General features: G+C 69.1%; 20 protein-coding genes. 10 read left to right on the top strand and 10 right to left on the bottom strand.

The window, feature by feature from the left end; genetic code table 11:
* Positions 1-17 precede the first annotated feature (17 nt).
* The 7 genes from BM417_RS28910 to uraH all read right to left on the bottom strand — a co-directional run bounded on the left by BM417_RS28910 (position 18) and on the right by uraH (position 7,241).
* Positions 18-1,424, bottom strand: a complete 1,407-nt coding sequence (locus BM417_RS28910; RefSeq protein ID WP_093601083.1) for an NCS2 family permease — start codon at positions 1,422-1,424, stop codon at positions 18-20.
* A gap of 162 nt (positions 1,425-1,586) precedes the next feature.
* Complete coding sequence (locus BM417_RS28915) at positions 1,587-2,048, bottom strand: nucleoside deaminase (protein ID WP_177320662.1); 462 nt, start codon at positions 2,046-2,048, stop codon at positions 1,587-1,589.
* Between the two features lie 31 nt (positions 2,049-2,079).
* The gene (locus BM417_RS28920) at positions 2,080-4,266 is read right to left on the bottom strand and encodes a molybdopterin cofactor-binding domain-containing protein (protein ID WP_093601087.1); all 2,187 of its coding nucleotides are present in this window, start codon (positions 4,264-4,266) and stop codon (positions 2,080-2,082) included.
* A complete protein-coding gene (locus tag BM417_RS28925) occupies positions 4,263-5,615 on the bottom strand; it encodes an 8-oxoguanine deaminase (protein WP_093601089.1) in 1,353 nt (450 codons plus the stop codon). The genes BM417_RS28920 and BM417_RS28925 overlap by 4 nt, the downstream gene beginning before the upstream one ends.
* Positions 5,612-6,073, bottom strand: a complete 462-nt coding sequence (locus tag BM417_RS28930; RefSeq protein ID WP_093601091.1) for a (2Fe-2S)-binding protein — start codon at positions 6,071-6,073, stop codon at positions 5,612-5,614. The genes BM417_RS28925 and BM417_RS28930 overlap by 4 nt, the downstream gene beginning before the upstream one ends.
* Positions 6,064-6,924, bottom strand: a complete 861-nt coding sequence (locus BM417_RS28935) for an FAD binding domain-containing protein (RefSeq protein ID WP_093601093.1) — start codon at positions 6,922-6,924, stop codon at positions 6,064-6,066. Before BM417_RS28935 ends, BM417_RS28930 begins: the two co-directional genes overlap by 10 nt.
* A gap of 2 nt (positions 6,925-6,926) precedes the next feature.
* The gene (uraH, locus tag BM417_RS28940; protein ID WP_093601095.1) at positions 6,927-7,241 is read right to left on the bottom strand and encodes a hydroxyisourate hydrolase; all 315 of its coding nucleotides are present in this window, start codon (positions 7,239-7,241) and stop codon (positions 6,927-6,929) included.
* 127 nt (positions 7,242-7,368) lie between these two features.
* Between uraH and BM417_RS28945 the strand changes: the two genes are divergently transcribed.
* The 10 genes from BM417_RS28945 (at position 7,369) to BM417_RS28990 (ending at position 16,166) form a co-directional block, all read left to right on the top strand.
* Complete coding sequence (locus tag BM417_RS28945; protein WP_093601097.1) at positions 7,369-8,808, top strand: PucR family transcriptional regulator; 1,440 nt, start codon at positions 7,369-7,371, stop codon at positions 8,806-8,808.
* A gap of 9 nt (positions 8,809-8,817) precedes the next feature.
* Entirely contained in the window at positions 8,818-9,072 is a 255-nt protein-coding gene (locus BM417_RS28950; protein ID WP_143138845.1) for a hypothetical protein, read from the top strand.
* A 66-nt stretch (positions 9,073-9,138) separates the two neighbouring features.
* Positions 9,139-9,462: a hypothetical protein gene (locus tag BM417_RS28955; protein ID WP_093601101.1), complete on the top strand. Its 324-nt coding sequence runs from the start codon at positions 9,139-9,141 to the stop codon at positions 9,460-9,462.
* A gap of 51 nt (positions 9,463-9,513) precedes the next feature.
* A complete protein-coding gene (locus BM417_RS28960; RefSeq protein WP_143138846.1) occupies positions 9,514-10,251 on the top strand; it encodes an ATP-binding protein in 738 nt (245 codons plus the stop codon).
* A gap of 119 nt (positions 10,252-10,370) precedes the next feature.
* On the top strand, positions 10,371-11,213 hold the full coding sequence (locus tag BM417_RS28965) for a helix-turn-helix domain-containing protein (protein ID WP_093601105.1): 843 nt from the start codon (positions 10,371-10,373) through the stop codon (positions 11,211-11,213).
* 85 nt (positions 11,214-11,298) lie between these two features.
* Positions 11,299-12,213, top strand: a complete 915-nt coding sequence (locus BM417_RS28970; protein WP_093601107.1) for an NHL repeat-containing protein — start codon at positions 11,299-11,301, stop codon at positions 12,211-12,213.
* Positions 12,214-12,435: 222 nt separating this feature from the next.
* Entirely contained in the window at positions 12,436-14,808 is a 2,373-nt protein-coding gene (locus BM417_RS28975) for a sensor histidine kinase (protein WP_322788999.1), read from the top strand.
* On the top strand, positions 14,805-15,239 hold the full coding sequence (locus tag BM417_RS28980) for a roadblock/LC7 domain-containing protein (protein ID WP_093601109.1): 435 nt from the start codon (positions 14,805-14,807) through the stop codon (positions 15,237-15,239). Before BM417_RS28975 ends, BM417_RS28980 begins: the two co-directional genes overlap by 4 nt.
* A complete protein-coding gene (locus BM417_RS28985; RefSeq protein WP_093601111.1) occupies positions 15,239-15,604 on the top strand; it encodes a DUF742 domain-containing protein in 366 nt (121 codons plus the stop codon). The genes BM417_RS28980 and BM417_RS28985 overlap by 1 nt, the downstream gene beginning before the upstream one ends.
* Positions 15,585-16,166, top strand: a complete 582-nt coding sequence (locus tag BM417_RS28990) for a GTP-binding protein (protein WP_093601113.1) — start codon at positions 15,585-15,587, stop codon at positions 16,164-16,166. Before BM417_RS28985 ends, BM417_RS28990 begins: the two co-directional genes overlap by 20 nt.
* Here the strand turns inward: BM417_RS28990 and BM417_RS28995 are convergent.
* From BM417_RS28995 to BM417_RS29005, 3 genes are read right to left on the bottom strand one after another with little or no spacing between them, the layout of a single operon-like run.
* Positions 16,163-16,531, bottom strand: a complete 369-nt coding sequence (locus tag BM417_RS28995; RefSeq protein WP_093601114.1) for a hypothetical protein — start codon at positions 16,529-16,531, stop codon at positions 16,163-16,165. The two genes, BM417_RS28990 and BM417_RS28995, sit on opposite strands and share 4 nt — an antisense overlap.
* The gene (locus BM417_RS29000; RefSeq protein ID WP_093601116.1) at positions 16,531-17,394 is read right to left on the bottom strand and encodes a 3-hydroxybutyryl-CoA dehydrogenase; all 864 of its coding nucleotides are present in this window, start codon (positions 17,392-17,394) and stop codon (positions 16,531-16,533) included. The genes BM417_RS28995 and BM417_RS29000 overlap by 1 nt, the downstream gene beginning before the upstream one ends.
* Complete coding sequence (locus BM417_RS29005) at positions 17,387-18,280, bottom strand: NAD-dependent epimerase/dehydratase family protein (protein WP_245822220.1); 894 nt, start codon at positions 18,278-18,280, stop codon at positions 17,387-17,389. Before BM417_RS29005 ends, BM417_RS29000 begins: the two co-directional genes overlap by 8 nt.
* Positions 18,281-18,286: the final 6 nt, after the last annotated feature.

The raw sequence follows: 18,286 nt of genomic DNA on the forward strand, positions 1-18,286 counted from the left end.
CGGCCGAGCCACGAACATCACTTGCCGCTGATCAGATCCACGCCGAAGTAGACGGCGAACATCAGCGCCAGGCCGGTCATCAGCCAGCCGGGCCAGCGGCCCTTGCAGATGCGCAGCACGACGAAGGACACGAGGCCCGCGCCGATGCCGTTGGTGATGGAGTAGGTGAACGGGATGATGGACACGGTCAGGAACACGGGGATCGTGAAGTCCGTGTCCTGCCAAGGGATTCGGCGGATCTGGGTCATCATCAGGCCGCCGATCACCACCAGCGCCGGAGCCGCCGCTTGCGCGGGCACGACCGTCGCCAGCGGCGTGAAGAGCAGTGCCACCAGGAACAGTCCGCCGGTCACCACCGAGGCCAGGCCGGTTCGGGCGCCTTCGCCAACGCCCGCGGCCGACTCCAGGAACACGGTGTTCGGGGCGGACCCCGTGACGCCACCGGCGATCGCGCCGGCACCGTCGACCATCAGGATCTTGCCCATGCCCTCGACCTTGCCGTCCTTGGTGAGACCCGCCTCGTCGGACACCGAGGTGATGGTGCCCATGGCGTCGAAGAAGCCGGACAGCACGAGCGTGAACAGGAAGATCGTCGCCGCGATCACGCCGGCGGACACGAAGCCGCCGAACAGATCCACCCGTCCGAACAGACCGAAGTCGGGTGAGCTGACCACCGAGTCCGGCAGGGTGGGCGACACGAGTCCCCAGCCCTGCACGTGGAACACGGAGTTCACGACGATGGCGACGACCGTGGCCACCACGATGCTGATCAGCACGGCACCGGGCACGCCGCGCGCCAGCAGCACGATCATCAGCAACAGACCCAGGCAGAAGATCACGATCGGCCAGCCGCTCAGGTGGCCGTCGACGCCCATCCGCACCGGCACCGTCGAGTGCGCGGCGTCCGGCGTCCGGGTCACGAAACCGGCGGAGACCAGTCCCACCAAAGCGATGTAGAGCCCGATGCCCACGGTGATCGCGATCTTCAACGGCTCCGGGATCGCGTTGATGATCCGTTCGCGGACGCCGGAGGCGGCCATGATCACGATGCAGACGCCTTCCAGCACCACCAGACCGAAGGCCTGCGCCCAGGTCATCGTCGGTGCCATCTGGAAGGCGACCACGCCGTTCACGCCGAGACCGGCGGCGATCGCCAGTGGCGCGTTGCCGACGAGTCCCATGAGGACGGTCATCACACCGGCGGCCAGCGCGGTCGCGGTGGTGATCTCGGCGATGGTGAGCTTGGCGCCGGTGATGTCCGCGGACGCGCCGAGGATCAACGGGTTCAGCAGCACGATGTACGACATCGCGACGAACGTCGTGATACCGCCGCGCACTTCACGTCCGAACGTGCTGCCGCGTTCGGTGATGCGGAAGAACTGGTCGAGCGACGAAGTCGTCGGTCGGCTCCGTAACTGGGTCATTGATGGACGGCCTTTCCCATGCCGGTGGGCGCGTTCCAACGCCGGAACGCGTTTGAGAACAGCTCCGGTCAGCGATCAGGCTTGTGGCCTCTATTGCGCGGCCAGCGCTCCTCCGGGGTGCACGCCGCTCATGGACTGGTTACTCGTGAATAAACACAGCCCTCAGTAGTCGATCCGAGTTGCGAGGGACGTCCACGCGGTGAACGGGGCGTTGTCCTCGCCTGTGGAGATCTGGTGCACGGGCAGGTCCCATTCACTGCGGGACTTGCTGAAGAGTTCGTAGAACTCCCGGTCGTCGAACCCCGCCGCCGCCGCGTCATCGCGGTCGGCGGCGTACACGACCTTGTCCACGCGCGCCCAGAGCGCGGCGGACAAGCACAGGGGGCACGGCTCGCACGAGGAGATCAGCGTGCAGCCGGTCAAACGGAAGTCGCCGAGCGCCTGGCAGGCCGCGCGGATCGCGACGACCTCGGCGTGGGCGGTCGGGTCGAGGTTCGGCGTCACCTGGTTCACGCCGGTGGCGATCACCTCGCCGTCACGGACGATCATCGCGCCGAACGGGCCACCACCGGAGGCCACGTTGCGGGTGGCCAGGTCGATGGTGGCGAGCAGATGTGCGTTCACGGCAGACAACTCCAGGGAAATCAAGCACAGATCAGGTACCGGTGAGGTGTTCCGGGCGGACCGGGACGCGGGTGAGCGCCAGGCCGGTCGCCGCGCGGATCGCCGCCACGATCGCCGGGGTCGACGAGATGGTGGGCGGTTCGCCGACGCCCCGGATGCCGTAGGGGGCGTGGGGGTCGGCGAGCTCGAGCACGTCGATGCTCATCGGCGGCATGTCGAGCACGGTGGGGATGAGGTAGTCGGTGAAGGACGGGTTGCGCACCTTGCCGCCGGAGGTCTGGATCTCCTCCATCACCGCGAGGCCGAGTCCTTGGGCGGAGCCGCCCTGGATCTGGCCGACCACGGCCTGCGGGTTCAGCGCCTTGCCGACGTCCTGCGCGCAGTCCAGCGACACGACGCGGACCAGGCCGAGATCGACGTCCACGTCGACGACGGCGCGGTGAGCGGCGAAGCCGTACTGGACGTGCGCGTTGCCTTGCCCGGTAACGGGATCGAGAGCCTCGGTCGCGCGGTGGCGCCACTCGGTGGTCTCGTCGATCACCTCGTCGCCGATGTCGGTGCGACCGTCCAAACGCGACCGGACCAGAGCGCAGGCCGCCTTCACGGCGCCGCCGGTGACGTACGTCTGGCGCGAGGCCGAGGTCGAGCCGCCGTTGCCGATCGTGGTGTCCATCGGCAGCACGGTGACGCGCTCGATGCCGAGCTCGGTCCGCACGATCTGCTGCATGATCGTCACCAGGCCCTGGCCGACCTCGCAGGCGGCGGTGTGCACGGCGGCGGCCAGCGAGCCGTTGACCATCGACACCCGGACGCGTGCGGTCGAGTAGTCGTCGTAGCCCTCGGAGAAGCAGATGTTCTTGATGCCGACCGCGTAGCCGACCCCGCGGATGACGCCTTCGCCGTGCGTGGTGTTCGAGACACCGCCCGGCAGCTCGCGGATGTCAGACGACGTTCCCGCGGGCATGGGCTTGTCCTGCACGAGCTTCAACAGCTGTGCGACGGGCGCCGCCGAGTCGACGACCTGGCCCGTCGGCATCACCGAACCCTCGGTCATCGCGTTCCGGATCCGGACGTCGACGGGGGACATGCCCAGCGCCTCGGCCAGCTTGTCCATTTGGGACTCGTAGGCGAAACCTGCCTGCACGGCACCGAATCCGCGCATCGCGCCGCACGGCGGGTTGTTCGTGTAGAGGCCGTAGGCGTCGATCGTGACGTTGTCGACCTCGTACGGACCGACGCCCAGTGTCGCCGCGTTGGCCACGACAGCGGGAGTGGAGGAGGCGTACGCGCCACCGTCCAGGTACATGCGCGTGCGGATGTAGACGAGCTTTCCGGTGTGGTCGGCGCCGTGCTCGTAGTACAGCACGGCCGGGTGCCGGTGCACGTGCCCGTAGAACGACTCTTCGCGGTTGTAGACCATCTTCACCGGCTTGCCGGTGTGCAGGGCCAGCAGACACGCGTGGACCTGCATCGACAGGTCCTCACGGCCACCGAACGCGCCGCCGACGCCGGACAGCGTCAGCCGCACCTGTTCCTGCGGCAGGCCCAGAGCGGCGGCGATCTGGTCGCGGTCGACGTGCAGCCACTGCGTCGCGATGTACAGGTCGATCGAGCCGTCCGTCGCCGGCACCGCGAGCCCGGACTCCGGCCCGAGGAACGCCTGGTCCTGCATCCCGACCTCGTACCGCCCGGTCACCACGACGTCGGCCGTGATGTCCTGCGAGCCACGTCGGATCGGTACGTGCCGCACCAGGTTCCCGCCGGGGTGCAACGGGGTGTCGTCGGCCGCGGTCTCCATGTCCACGACGGGTTCCAGCACGTCGTAGGTCACGACGATCTTCTTCATCGCCCGCAGCGCGGTCTCCGGGTGGTCGGCGCCGACCAGCGCGATCGGCTCGCCCTGGTAGCGCACGACGTCCACGGCCAGCACCGGCTGGTCCTTGTGCTCCAGCCCGTACAGGTTGCGACCGGGTACGTCCGAGTGCGTCAGCACCGCGTACACGCCCGGCACCTTCAACGCCTCGGTGATGTCCACCGACGTGATGCGGGCGTACGGGTGCGGCGAACGCAGCGTCGCGCCCCAGATCATGTCCTCGTGCCACAGGTCGGACGCGTAGGCGAACTCGCCGCGCACCTTCAGGTTGCCGTCCGGGCGCTGCGGCGACGTCCCGATGCCACCCGACACCGCGGAGGTGAGTTCGGCCGGAGTGAGGGTCATCGCGCTGCCTCCTGGAGCTTGGCGCTGGCCGCGGAGAGGTCACGCGCCAGCTCGTCGGTCGACGCCGTGAGCAGGACACCGTCCCGCACCACGACCTCACCGCCGACGATCAACAGTTTCAACGGCGGGGGAGTGCCGAGCACCAGTGCCGCCACCGGGTCCGCGATCCCCGCGTAGTCCATTCCGGACAGGTCCCACACGGCGAGGTCCGCGACCTTGCCCGGCTCGATCGAACCCAGCGCGTCGTCGCGGCCCAGCACCTGGGCGCCGCCCATCGTGCCCATCCACAACGCCTTGCGGGCGTCCATCGCGCCCGGACCGCCCCGCTGACGTGCCTGGTAGAGCGCCGACCGCAGCTCGACGACCAGCCCGCCGTCCTCATTGGACGCGGCGCCGTCGACGCCGAGACCGACCGGCGCGCCGGCGTCCAGCAGGTCGCGGACGGGCGCGATCCCGGTGCCCAGCCGCCCGTTGGACGTCGGGCAGTGCGCGGAACCGGTCCGGGTCGCTCCCAGTCGTTTCACCGCGTCGGCGTTCAGGTGCACGGTGTGCGCGAGCCACACGTCCGAACCCAGCCAGCCGAGCTGCTCGGCGTACTCGGTCGGCGTGCAGCCGTTCTCCGCCAGGCACTGCTCTTCCTCGTCCAGGGTCTCGGCGAGGTGCGTGTGCAGCCGAACTCCGTGCCGTCGCGCCAAAGCGGCCGCACCGGTCATCAGTTCTCGCGATACCGAGAACGGCGAGCAGGGTCCGACAGCCACCCGGACGAGAGCGTCGTCCGCGGTCGAGTGGTAGTCGCCGATCGCCTGCTCGGTCGCGATCAACGCGGCCTCGGTCTCCTCGACCAGGTTGTCCGGCGGCAACCCGCCGTGCGACTGGCCGCGGTCCATCGAGCCCCGGATCGCCTCCAGGCGGATCCCGATCCGCCGCCCCGCCGACACCAGCGCGTCGAACACGTCGCCGCCACCGGACGGGAAGACGTAGTGGTGGTCGGCGGCGAGCGTGCAGCCCGTCAACGCCAGCCGCGCCAGACCGGCGGACGCCGCCGCGTGCGTCACGGTGTCGTCGAGCCCGCGCCACACCGGGTACAGCGTGGTCAGCCACTCGAACAGCGTGGCGTCGGTGGCGAGCCCGCGCGTCGCCCACTGGTAGAGGTGGTGGTGCGTGTTGATCAGCCCCGGCGTGACCAGGCACGACGACGCGTCGACGTAGGTGTGGGACTCGTAGGGCCGAGGCGCCGGACCCGAGCCGACGGACTTGACGCGCCCGCCGTCGATCACGACGTGCCCGGACAGGTGCTCGGTCCCGGCCTCGTCCACAGTGGACACCGCGCAGCGGTCGAGGACGATCATCGGCGTGACGCCGCCAATCGCACGGCGTCCAGGATCTTCTCGTACCCCGTGCAGCGGCACAGGTTTCCGGCCAACGCCTCGCGGATCTCCGGATCCGACGGGTTCGGCACCCGGTCCAGCAGGTCGTGCGCCTGCACCACGAGGCCCGGCGTGCAGAACCCGCACTGCACCGCGCCGGCCTCGACGAACGCCTCCTGCACCGGGTCCAGCACGTCCCCGTCCGCGAGCCCCTCGACCGTCGTCACCTCGCGGTCCTGCGCCTGCCCGGCCGCGACCAGGCACGCACACACCGGCACCTTGTCCAGGTACACCGTGCACGAACCGCATTCGCCCTGCTCGCAGGCGTTCTTCGAGCCGGGCAGTCCGAGCCGCTCGCGCAGCATGAACAGCAGCGACTCGCCTTCCCACACGTCGTCGGCCTGGCGCTGCTCGCCGTTGACCGTCACGTTCACGCGCATGCCCGCTCCCCGTCCAAGAGTTCCTGCCAGGCCCAGCCGAGCGTCCGGCGAGCCATCACTGCCAAGGCGTGCTTGCGATAGGCCGCCGACCCGCGCACGTCGTCGATCGGCGACGCGGCCTGGGACACCAGCTCCCCGAACTCGCGCTTCACCGAGTCCAGCAACGGCTTGGGGTTGCGGAAGTCCAGCGCCGAGGCCAGGAACTGCTCGGCCTCACCGGCCCGGCGCGGTGTCGGGGCGGCGGAACCGACCGCCGCGCCCACCCGGTTCTCCTCCGGGAACAACGAGATCCCGAACGAGCACACCGCGATCACCATGGCGTTGCGCGTGCCGACCTTCGAGAACTGTTGTGGCCCCTTGGCAGGCGTCAGGTGAACCGCCACGATCAGTTCGTCCTGCTCCAGCGCGTTCCGCTTGACCCCCAGGTAGAACTCGGCGGCCGGGATCATCCGCGTGCCGCGCACGGAGGCGACCTCGATGACCGCGTCGGACGCCAGCAGCACCGGGTGCGTGTCCCCGGCGGGGGAGGCCGCGCCGAGGTTGCCGCCGACCGTGCCGCGGTTGCGGATCTGCGGCGAGCCGACCGTTCGTGCGGCCATGGCCAGGCCCGGCAGTTGCGCGCCCAGTTCGTCGATGATCCGCACGTACGGCACGCCGGCGCCGACCCGCAGCCCGTCCGACCACTGCTGGAGCTCGGGAATCCGGGTCAGGTCCAGGAGGGCGGAGGGCCTGCGGTGGTCGTAGTTCATCTCCACCATGACGTCCGTGCCACCGGCGATCGGCACGGCGTCAGGGCGCGCGGCCTTGAGCTCCAGCGCCTCCGCAAGCGTTTCCGGTCGAAGGAAGTCCATGGTCAGCTACCTCGGTAGGTGGAGTAGGCGAACGGCGACAGCAGCAACGGCACGTGGTAGTGCTGCGCCGGATCGGAGTAGTCGAAGGTGAGCACGACCTCGGGGAAGAACGGCGCCGCCTCCGAGGTGTCGAACACCAGCCGGTAGACCCCGGCCTCCAGACCGTCACCCCATCCGGTGATCCGGCCATCGGTGTTCGTCTCGGCGTTCGCCACCTCGGTCCCGTCGCGGCGCTGCAGCGACACGGTGATGCCGGCGAACGGCCTGCCGCGCGCCGCGTCCAGCACGTGCGTGGAGATCGTCACTCGCCCTCCCATCTGGTTGTGAGCCAGTACACAGACCTAGAGGTACACACCTCTACGGCGGGACACATGAATCAGGAGGTTCCTACACGTAACGAATTTGTGCTTTCCTACAAACACGAATGGACGAAAGTGACCCCTCATGTTGTTGCTGCGGACGTTGCTGCAGATGCCGGAGCTGCGCCTGAGCCTGCACACCGGTGAAGACCAGCTCGACCGCACCGTCACCCGCGTGTACGGAACGGAGCTGCCCGACCCCAGCCGGTACCTGTCCGGCGGGGAGCTCGTGCTGTCCGGCCTGCTCTGGCACCACGGCCCGCAGGACTCCGAGACGTTCGTCCGCTCCCTCGCCGCGGCCCGCGTCGCCGGCCTGGCCGCGTCCGAGACCGAGAACCGCGCGCTGCCCGACGACCTCGTCGACGCCTGCGTGCGCCACCACGTGCCGCTGCTGGAGGTGCCGGTCGACCTCTCGTTCGCGACCATCACCGAACGCGTCTCGATGGAGCTCGTCGGCCTCTCCCGCCACCGCCGCCTGCTGAACGTCGTCGCGGAGGGCTCCGGCCTGCCCGCGCTGCTGCTGGCGGGCAGCCACGAGCTCGGCGCCTCGTGCTGGGTGCTGTCCACGACCGGCCGCGTCGTCGCGGGCGGCGAACTGCGCGAGCGGGTCGCGCTGGTGAAGGAGTTCCTCCAGGCCGACCGGCTCCCCAAGACGGTCAGGGGCATGACCCTGGTCCCCGTCTCCGAACGCGGCGGCAACCGCCTCACCAGCTGGATCCTCGTCGTGGGCGGCTCGGTACAACCCGAGGCGGCCGCCGAGCTCGCGTCGCTGGTGGGGCTGGAGCGGTTGCGCGAGGCCCAGGGACGGCAGATCGAGAACCGCACGGCCGCACCGCTGGTGTCCGCGGTCCTGAGCGGATCGGCCGACCTGGAGTCACGGCTGGCGGCCGCAGGGCTGGAGAGCGCCCAGCTGCGGGTGATCAGCGCGGTGACGTCCGACCAACGAGCGGAACTCGCCGCGGCGGTGCTGGAGGAAGCGCTGCCCCAGGCCCTCGTGACCCCGGTCGGCGACACCGTCTACGCGGTGGCGAAGGCCGGCGACTCGGTGCCCGACGACGTCCGCGAGGCGATGCGCGTGATGGAACCGGGCCTCGGCTCGTCCCGCGTGCTCGTCGGCATCAGCTCACCGGTCACGTCCCGCGGACTGCGCGGCGCGGCGGAGGAAGCCACGCACGCGCGTCAGCTGGGAGAGCGCCGTGGCGGCCGCACGTGTGTGGTGGCGGGCGAGGAGATCGCACTGCACCAACTGCTGCTCGCGGGCGTGCCGGAGGAGTTGCGCGCGTCGTTGCGCCGGCGGCTCCTCGGCCCGGTGCTGGACTACGACGCCGAGCACGGGTCGGATCTCGTGGGCACGTTGAGGGTGTTCCTCGACTGTTCTGGTTCGTGGACGGCGGCGGCGGGCAAGTTGCACGTCCACGTGAACACGTTGCGGTATCGGGTGGGGCGGGTGGAGGACCTGCTCGGCACAGACCTGGCGGAGTTCGAGGCGCGCGTGGACCTCTTCCTGGCGTTGCAGGCGGGGTAGCTTGGACGGGTGCCCGAACATCGGCCGATAGAACGAATCGCGGCCGACCTTCGTCGTGTGCGCCGGGTGCGGGCCTCCTTCGAGCCCGGGGCGTCCGCGATCAAGAAGATCGGTGCTCGTCAGGCCTATGACGCGCTGCTCGTCCAGGCCTGCACCGCGTTGGGCGTCGAGCACCGGTTGCTTTCGTTGCCCGAAGGAATGGACCGCGAGGTCGAGCGGCTGCGGGTCGAGGAGTGCCTGAAGCATCTCGGGTTGTCACTCTGATGGCTGATACTTCTTGAGCCTTCAGGCTGATGCCGGAGCACCTCCCGGCTTCCTACCGTTCGGGACATGAAGACCGCCGTCTTACTCGTGGGCCTGCTGCTGGCCGGAAGCGCCGGTTGTGCGGCAGCGCCCAACATCCGCGTGGTGGTCGAGGGGACGGGCACGACCGACCGGCTCACCTACACGTTTCCCGGTGAGGAGGAACGGACGCTGCGCAACCCCGACCTGCCGTTCGAGCGCATGGGCAAGCGCAAGGGGAGGGTCGTCATCCGGCTGGAGGGCGTGCACGGCGAGCTCACCTGCAAGATCATCGTGAACGGGCGGCAGGTTCGTTCCTCGACGTCGAAGACAGGGGCCGCGCTCACGTGCGATCACTCGATGGCCGTCTGATGTAAGACGAGGAAAGCCCGTAGCTTCAACGTGTCGGGGAGGTACGGGTTGATGAGTGACGTACTGGCTGTCAGAGCCACAGGGGTCATCAGGGGCAGGAACGACGTACCGCCGCGGTTCCGGCCGCCCGCGCCGCCGCGGCACTTCGTCGGCAGGGACGCGGAACTGGCGGGCATCAGGCCCGGGGTGACGGTGCTGCACGGCGCGAGCGGGGTGGGGAAGACCGCGCTGGCGCTGAAGTGGTTGCGGGAGCGGGGATCCGGCGACCAGCTCTACGTCGACCTGGCCGCGCACGACCTGAGTCAGGTGCTGCGGGCGTTCGGGTTGGACGTCGAATCCGGTGACGAGCCGGCGGTCTTCCGCAGCCTGGTCACGCTGCGGCAGTTCACCCTGTTGCTGGACAACGCGGACTCCGCCGAGCAGGTGACGCCGCTGCTGCCCGCCTCGGGCACCGTGCTCGTCACCAGTCGTTCGAAGCTGGACCTCCCGCAGGCGCGGGAGATCGGCGTCGAGCCGCTCGCCGACGACGGACGGCTCGGGCCGTTGCTCGATCGGTCCTATGTGGAGCTTCCGGAACGGCAGGCGCGGCTCTACCGGCTGTGCGCGTGGGAGCCGGACGCGTTCGGGGTGCCGGTGGCGGCGGCGATCGCGGGCGAGGCCGACTGCGACGTCGAGGACGCGCTGGACGACCTGGTGGAGAAGTCGTTGCTGACCGAGGTCGGGGACTACGCGTTCCGCTTCCATGACCTCGTGCGTGCTCATGCGCGCGCAAAGCGCTATCAATCGTAAATAGGGCGCACGGCCGTTTAACGCAAAGCATTCCGTCTAACGAAGTTCGTTGGCAGTAAAGGGTTGTCCACACCGACCCGTCCCTTTCGGGAATCCGAATTGGTCATATCCTTCGCGTCATGCCGAAGGATTTCCGGGCCACGACGCTCGAACGCGCCATCGGGCGGCAGCTGGCCGGGTGGCGCGACGAGCGCGAGCTGAGCCTCACGGAGGCCGGCCAGCGCGTGGGTTTCAGCAGTGCCAAGCTGTCCATGATGGAGAACGCGGTGCAGCCGTCGGCGCCCGTGGACGTCATGGCGCTCGGTTACGTCTACAAGGTGCCCACTCCGGAATGGCAGGCCGTCGTGTTGCGCGCGCAGTACGCGGAACGGGCCCGCGCGCGTTCCGGTGGTGACGGCCTGAACTTCGACCCGGCGGCGGACTTCGCGAATCTGGTGTTCGAGGCGACGTTGTTGCGTGTCTTCACGACGGATCTCGTTCCGGCGGCGTTCCAGCTTCCCGGTTACACCAATGCGGTTCTGCAGGACGACGATCCGGTGCGGACAGCGCGGCTCGCGATGGTGCGGGAGGCGTGGGCGACGCGGCTGACCGACAGGGATCCGCTGGCGGTGCGGGCCGTGTTCCCGGAGGCGGTGCTGCGGCAGGTGATCGGCGGGCCGCGGGTGATGAAGGCGCAACTGCTGCACCTGATGGAGGTCAGCGAGCACGAGACGGTGACCGTGCGGGTCGTGCCGCGGGGTGCGGGGGCGTATCCGGCGATGGGGTCGCCGTTCACGTTGCTGGGGTTTCCGCATCGGCAGCACAACGACGTGGCCTACCTGGAGACGTTCATCAAGGGCGAGTACGTCGAGGAGCCGGGGCTGACCGAGCAGTGCGCGCACAGGTTCGCGAGCCTGCAGGAGATGGCGCTGGGGACCGGCGAGTCGTTGGAGCTCATCGCCGAGGCCGCCGCTGACCTGTAGAGATGTCGGATTCCTGAGAAAACTCCTGTTCGGCCGTCGGCAGGAGAAGGATCAGGGACGCACCCCAATCCGACAAGGAGGCGGCATGTACCGCAGATTCGGTGTCCTGCTCGCGGCAGTCCTGGGCGTCACGCTCACCGCCGCGGCGCCGGCCACCGCGGACGGTTCAGGGCACTTCCACCCCAAATCGTTCCCAACTGAGTTCTCCCTGCCCAACGGGTGGCAACCGGAAGGCATCGCGATCAGCGGCACCACGGCCTACTTCGGGTCGCGGGCCGACGGGTCGATCTACGCGGCGGACCTGCGCACCGGCACGGGCAAGGTGCTCGCCAAGGGGCCTGGCACGCCGTCGCTCGGTTTGAAGGTCGACAACCGCAAACGGCTGTGGGTCTCGGGTGGCACGGGCGGCGACGCACGGGTCTACGACACGCGCACGGGTGCGTTGCTGGCGAAGTTCCAGTTCGCCACCGCGGACACGTTCGTCAACGACGTCGTGCTGACCGACAAGTCGGCGTGGTTCACCGACTCGCGCAAGGCCGTGCTCTACGAGGTACCGCTCAACCTCAAGCCGCACCGCACGCTCGCGCTGACCGGCGACCTCGTCGTCACCCCCGGCGCGACGAACCTCAACGGCATCGTCACCGGGCTCGACGGCGGCCTGATCGTCGTGCAGAGCAACACCGGAAAGCTCTTCCGGATCGATCCCCGGAGCGGCAAATCGACCGAGATCAATTTGAGCGGTCAAACACTCACCAATGGTGACGGTCTGTTGCGTGAGGGACGGCAGTTGTACGTGGTGCAAAACAGGCTGAACAAAGTCGCGCGCTACACGCTCAGTCGTGATGGCGCGACGCTTGCGGCGGAACGCACGGACGCGCGGTTCGACGTTCCCACGACGGTCGCCGCGTTCGGCAAGCGCCTCTACCTGCCGAATGCCCGGTTCAGCACGCCTCCGACGCCCGAGACGACTTACAACGTTGTCGCGGTGGAGCGTCCGTAGAACGTGCGAACGAACTAGCCCGTACGGGGGTTCTCACAAGGCAAGAACCCCCGTACTGGGTGTTGCTCCTGTCACTCGACTGGGTAGCCTGCGACCGCGTACTGCGTGTGATCGCTGTCATTGGGTAACGATGATCTCTCCCCGTAACCTAAATGCAGCCGAAGGAGTTAGTTGGGTTACCCGCAGCGCTAGCCGTGGGACACAGGAGACCGTGAGAGCGCTGTGAACGAGAAGAGCGGTTACACACCGACCAACTACCGGACCATTCGGTCCCGGCTGGCCGGTGTCGTGGTCGTTCCCAGCGTGGTGCTGCTGGTCATGTGGGCCGTTTTCTCCTCGTACACCCTTTTTGACGGTTTCTACATGCGGTCGGTCGCCGCCGGGGTGAAGGGCGCGACCATCCCGTCCGTCGAGGCGCTCGCCGGGCTCCAGAAGGAACGCCAGCTGACCCTCGAGGTCCTCAGCAGCGTCGGGGGCGTCGACAGGACCGGGCTGAAACGCCAGCAGGGCGTCACCGACGAGGCCGTGCGGAAGATGAAGGACGCGTTCGCGGAACTCTCCGGCAGCGCGCCCCAGGACACCGTCGACCGGATCAACGCTCTTAACTCGGTGCTGAACGAGCTGCCGCAGCAGCGCACGCGCATCGACTCGGGGTCGGCGAACCCGCAGGCCGTCTACGACTACTACAACAGCCTGCTCGACTCGGGCGTCGCGCTGCTCGCCCGGCAGGCGCGGCTCGTGCCCGACTCGGAGGCGAGCCAGGCGAACGTCCAGGCCGTCACGATCTTCCAGGCCGCCGACTGGCTCTCGCGCGGTGCCACGATCGGCTCGCGCGGGCTGCTCAACGGCAGGTTCACCCCGGCCGAACGCGTCGAGTTCGCCCGGCTGGTCGGCGCCTACCACTCGAGCCTCGACGCCACGATCCCGTTCGCGCTGGAGCAGCCGCGCTCGCTGTACGACGCGCTGCGCGGCAGCACCGAGTACCGGTCGCTGCTCGATCTCGAAGGCCGGATCATCAACAGCGACACGACGGTGACCGACGTGCAGTGGCGCGGGGTGGCCGCGCCGGTGCACGACAACCTCGTCGGGCTCGCCGTCACGCAGGCCCGCAACGCCGCCGACCTCGGCCTCGACAAGGCCAACAGCCGGGTCGCCGCCGTGCTGATCGGCAGCCTCATCGCGTTGCTCGCGGTCGTCGTCGGCATCGTGCTGGCGTTGCGCATCTCGAACCGGCTCGTGTCGCGGGCCCTGGTCACGCGGCTGGCGTCGCTGCGGGAGGACACGCTGCGGCTCGCGCAGGAACGGCTGCCGCACATCGTGGCGCGCCTGCGCGGTGGCGAGCAGGTGGACGTCCACCGCGACATGCCGCCGCTCGACTACGGCAACGACGAGATCGGCCAGGTCGCGGACGCGTTCAACGCCGCCCAGTACACGGCGGTCGCGGCGGCGGTGAAGGAGACGCAGGCACGCGAGGGCGTGAACCGGGTCTTCCTCGACATCGCGCACCGCAACCAGGGCCTGGTGCACCGGCAGATCAAGATCCTCGACAAGCTGGAACGCGAGGAGGAGCACCCCGAGCGGCTCGACTCGTTGTTCCAGCTCGACCACCTGGCCACCCGCGCCCGCCGCAACGCGGAGAACCTGATCATCCTCGCGGGGGAGCAGCCGGGCAGGCAGTGGCGCAAGCCGGTGCGCCTGAGCGACGTCCTGCGGTCCGCGGTCGCCGAGACCGAGCAGTACGTCCGGGTCAGGGTCAACCCGGTGCCCGACCGCGCGCTCGTCGGCGTGGCCGTCGCCGACACCATCCATCTGCTCGCGGAGCTCGTCGACAACGCCACGGCCTTCTCGTCGCCACGCTCCGAGGTGATCGTCCACTCCAACGCCGTGCCGCACGGGATCGTGATCGAGATCGAGGATCACGGCCTCGGCATGACGCAGGAGGAGCGCCTCCAGGCCAACGCGAAGCTCTCCAACCCGCCCGACTTCGAGACGATGGCGTTCCGGGGCGAGTCCCGCCTGGGCCTGTTCGTCGTCGCCCGGCTCGCCGCCCGGCGCGGCATCAAGGTGGAGCTTCGCGACTCGCCCTACGGCGGCACGGTCGCGTTGTGCGTGCTGCCGCCGAACATCGTCGCCCCGCACAACACCGCCGGCGACATCACCGAGACCACGCAGATGCCTGTGCAGTCGTTCCACGACACGTACCACGGCCATGGCGCGGACCACCCGAGCTTTCCCGTGAAGGTGAATCCCCCCGAAGTGCAGGAGGCACTGAACGCGGGGCTGAAGGCGCTCGTAGAACCTGGTATGAGCGCAGTTGCCCCCGCGGCCGTGTCCGCAGCAGAAGCATCGGTGGAGGAACCGACCCTCGCGGCACCTCCGGCCCAGGACGGGAAGGCACCCCTTCCCCGCAGGAAGAAGCGGCAGAACCTCGCGCCGCAGCTCATGCAGTCCTCGGAGGAGCCGCCACCCGCCGAGCCGGTGACCGGCGAAAGGCTGGCCGAGCGGACCCGTGACGGATTGGCCGCGTTCCAGCGCGGCACCCGTGACGCTCGGCTGACCGACGACTGGAGATCAGAAGGAGCCCCCTCGTCATGAAGGACAACGCAAGCCAGCACGGCGAACTGAACTGGTTGCTGGAGGACCTGATCCAGCGAGTGGTCGGCGCCCGCCACGCGGTCGTGCTGTCGGCGGACGGACTCCTGCTCGGCCGCTCGGCCGGGCTGTCCCGCGACGACTCGGAGCACCTGTCCGCGATGGCGTCGGCGTTCCAGTCGCTCGCCCGCGGCACCGGCCGGCACTTCGGCGGTGGCGCCGTCCGGCAGACGATCGTGGAGATGGAGCACGCCTATCTCTTCGTGACGGCCGCCGGTCACGGTGCCTGCCTGGCCGTGCTGGGCGAGGAGGACGCGGACATGGGCATGATCGCCTACGAGATGAACATGCTGGTCAAGAGGGTGGGCACCTACCTGTCGTCGGCTCCGCGCCAGGAGACGGCGACCGTGCCCTCGGCGCGCGAGTCGCGCTGATGACCGGGCGCGACGACTGGTGGTACGACGAGGCCGCGGGACCGTTGGTGCGGCCCTACGCGATGGTGCGCGGCCGCACCCGGCCGAACGCGCCTGACCTCCATCTCGTGACGCAGGTCCGAGCGTCCGCATTTACGTCCGACCAGACGTCGCTGATGGTCGAACATCGCGAGATCATGGCCCTGTGCGCACGCCCGCTCTCGGTCGCCGAGGTCGCCGCCTACCTCGACGTGCCGCTCGTCGTGGTGAAGGTCCTGCTGTCGGACCTCATCGAGCGTGGCGACGTGCTCGTGCAGAACTCCACCCCCAAGATTCCCGACAGGGATCTCCTGCAGGCCGTACTGGATGGTGTTCGTGGGATCTGATGGCCAGCTGATCGTGCCGACCGCGGTCAAGATCGTCATCGCGGGCGGGTTCGGCACCGGCAAGACCACCATGGTCGCGTCGGTGTCCGAGATCCCGCCGCTTCGGACCGAGGAACTGCTCACCGAGGCCGGTGTGCACGTCGACGACCTCGCGGGCATCGAGGGCAAGGACACCACCACCGTCGCCCTCGACTTTGGCCGCATCACCATCAACACCAAGGTGGTGCTCTACCTGTTCGGCACGCCGGGCCAGAACAGGTTCTGGTTCATGTGGGACGAGCTGGCGACCGGCGCGATCGGCGCCGTGGTCCTGGTGGACACGCGACGGCTCGACTCGTCGTTCCCCTCGATCGACTTCTTCGAGCACCGCGGGATCCCGTTCATCGTCGCCGTGAACTGCTTCGACGGGTCGCAGATGTACACGGTGGACGAGGTCCGGCACGCCCTGGACCTGGACGAGGCGATCCCGGTGCTGCTGTGCGACGCGCGCGATCGGGAGTCCTCGAAGGCAGTGCTGGTCGGGCTGATCCAGCACTCGATGAACCGGCTGGCCGCGGTCTAGCGATCGCTCACGTGGTGCGCGTCCGCGGGCCAGGAACCCTCGCGGACGACGTGCCCGACGATCCTCAACGCCTGCGCGATCGGCACGGTGTCCGCGTTCGGGTACGTGTCGTTCTGGCCGTGGGAGAGCACGAACCCGTCGCTCTCGCCTCCGGCTCCGGGGTCGACGGCGTGTTCGCCCGCGTCGCCTTCGCCGTCGAGCAGCATGACCATCGCGCGTTCGCTGTTGGTCACGAACGTCAGCAGCCGCCCGGACGAGCTGGTCAGCCACGTCTCCAGGCGTCCGTCGTTCGTTCTCGTGCGCAGCGACGCGACCACCTCGTCCGGTGCGAGGTGGTCGCCGTCGATGGTCCAGCCTTCGCTCACTACTTCGCGTAGTTGTGGAACCCGCGCCCCGACTTCTTGCCCAGCAGGCCCGCGTCCACCATGCGCAGCAGCAGCGGCGGCGGCGAGTACAGCGGCTCCTTGAACTCGTCGTACATCGACTCGGCGATGGCCTTCGTGGTGTCGAGGCCGATCAGGTCGGTGAGGCGCAGCGGACCCATCGGGTGCGCGCAGCCGAGCACCATGCCGTTGTCGATGTCGTCGGCCGAGGCGAAGCCGGACTCCAGCATGCGGATCGAGGAGAGCAGGTAGGGGATCAGCAGCGCGTTGACCACGAAGCCGGCGCGGTCCTGCGAGCGGATGACCTCCTTGCCCAGCGTGGCGCGCACGAACGCCTCGGCGCGGACCTGGGTGGTGGCGCCGGTCAGCAGCGACGGCACGATCTCCACGAGCTTGAGCACCGGCACCGGGTTGAAGAAGTGCACGCCGATGACCTGCTCGGGGCGGCTGGTGGCCATGCCCAGCTTCATGATCGGGATGGACGACGTGTTGGACGCGAAGATGGCGTCCTCGTCCTTCACGACCTTGTCGAGCGTGGTGAAGACGTCGGTCTTGATCTGCTCGTTCTCGGCGACCGCCTCGACCACGAACTGCCGGTCGGCGAACTCGCCCATGTCCGTGGTGAACCGGATGCGCCCCAGGGCTGCGTCGCGGTCCTCCTCGCTGAGCTTGCCCGACTTGACGCCCCTGGCCAGCGAGGTGGCGATCCGCCCCTGCGCTGCCTCGGCCGCGCCCGCGTTGACCTCGGCGACGATGACGTCGAGGCCGGCACGGGCACTCACCTCGGCGATTCCGGAGCCCATGAGGCCGGAACCGACGACTCCCACACGTTGAATGTCACTCACGCGCTCGATCCTGCCACGACCTGCTCGAAACGAGGTCGCGGAGCGTCTCCTGGACGGTGGCCGCGTAGTCGCCGACAGGCCGGTAGCCCAGCGCGAGAGCGGCGGACGTGTCCAGGACGAAGCCGCGGTGCCACGGGTGGCGGCCGGCCTGGTCGTGGTCCAGCAGGATCTCGTGCCACTCGTGCCCGAGCGAGCGCGCGATGATCCGGGAGATCTCCAGGCCGTTCGGGGCGTCCGGGTCGGCGGCGTTCAGCACGCGCGCGCCGGGGTGCAGGGCGGCGGTCTCGATCAACGCCGCCAGGTTCGCGGTGGAGGTCGGGTGGTCGACGCCCTCGCCGCGTGACGCCAGCACGACGACCTTGTTCCCGGCGAGGATCCGTTCGACGAAGTACTGCTCCAGCGGCCGCTTGTTGCCCGGACCGTGCACTTTGGACGGTCGCAGCACGGTGATCGGCAGGCCGCTGTCGAGCAACGTCCGCTCCGCCGCCACCTTGTTCGGGCCGTATCCCTCGCGGGTGAACGGGTCCGAGTCGAGTGGTGCGAGCGTCGGCTGGTCCTCGGTCACCGGGGCGTCGAAGCGCGGCGGCTCGGAGGAGTTCGCGTGGCGTCCGTGAGAGTCCACGTAGACGGCCTTGGCGGAGATCATCACGACCGAACGGGCCTTGCGCGCCAACGGGAGCAAGGTCCGCGCGTCCGTGGCGGAGTAGCAGAGGCAGTCGACCAGCAGGTCGGCGCCATCGCCCATCGCGGAAGCCAGCGCGCGCGGGTCGGAACGGTCCACCTCGCTACCGACCGCGTCCACGGTCCAGCCCGCCTGCCGTAGACGCCGAGCGGCGGCACGGCCGATGAGGCCCGTGCCGCCGAGGATCAACGCTCGTCTGCTCACTCGAGC

The sequence above is a fragment of the Lentzea waywayandensis genome, from assembly GCF_900115955.1.
Taxonomy (GTDB): Bacteria; Actinomycetota; Actinomycetes; order Mycobacteriales; family Pseudonocardiaceae; genus Lentzea; species Lentzea waywayandensis.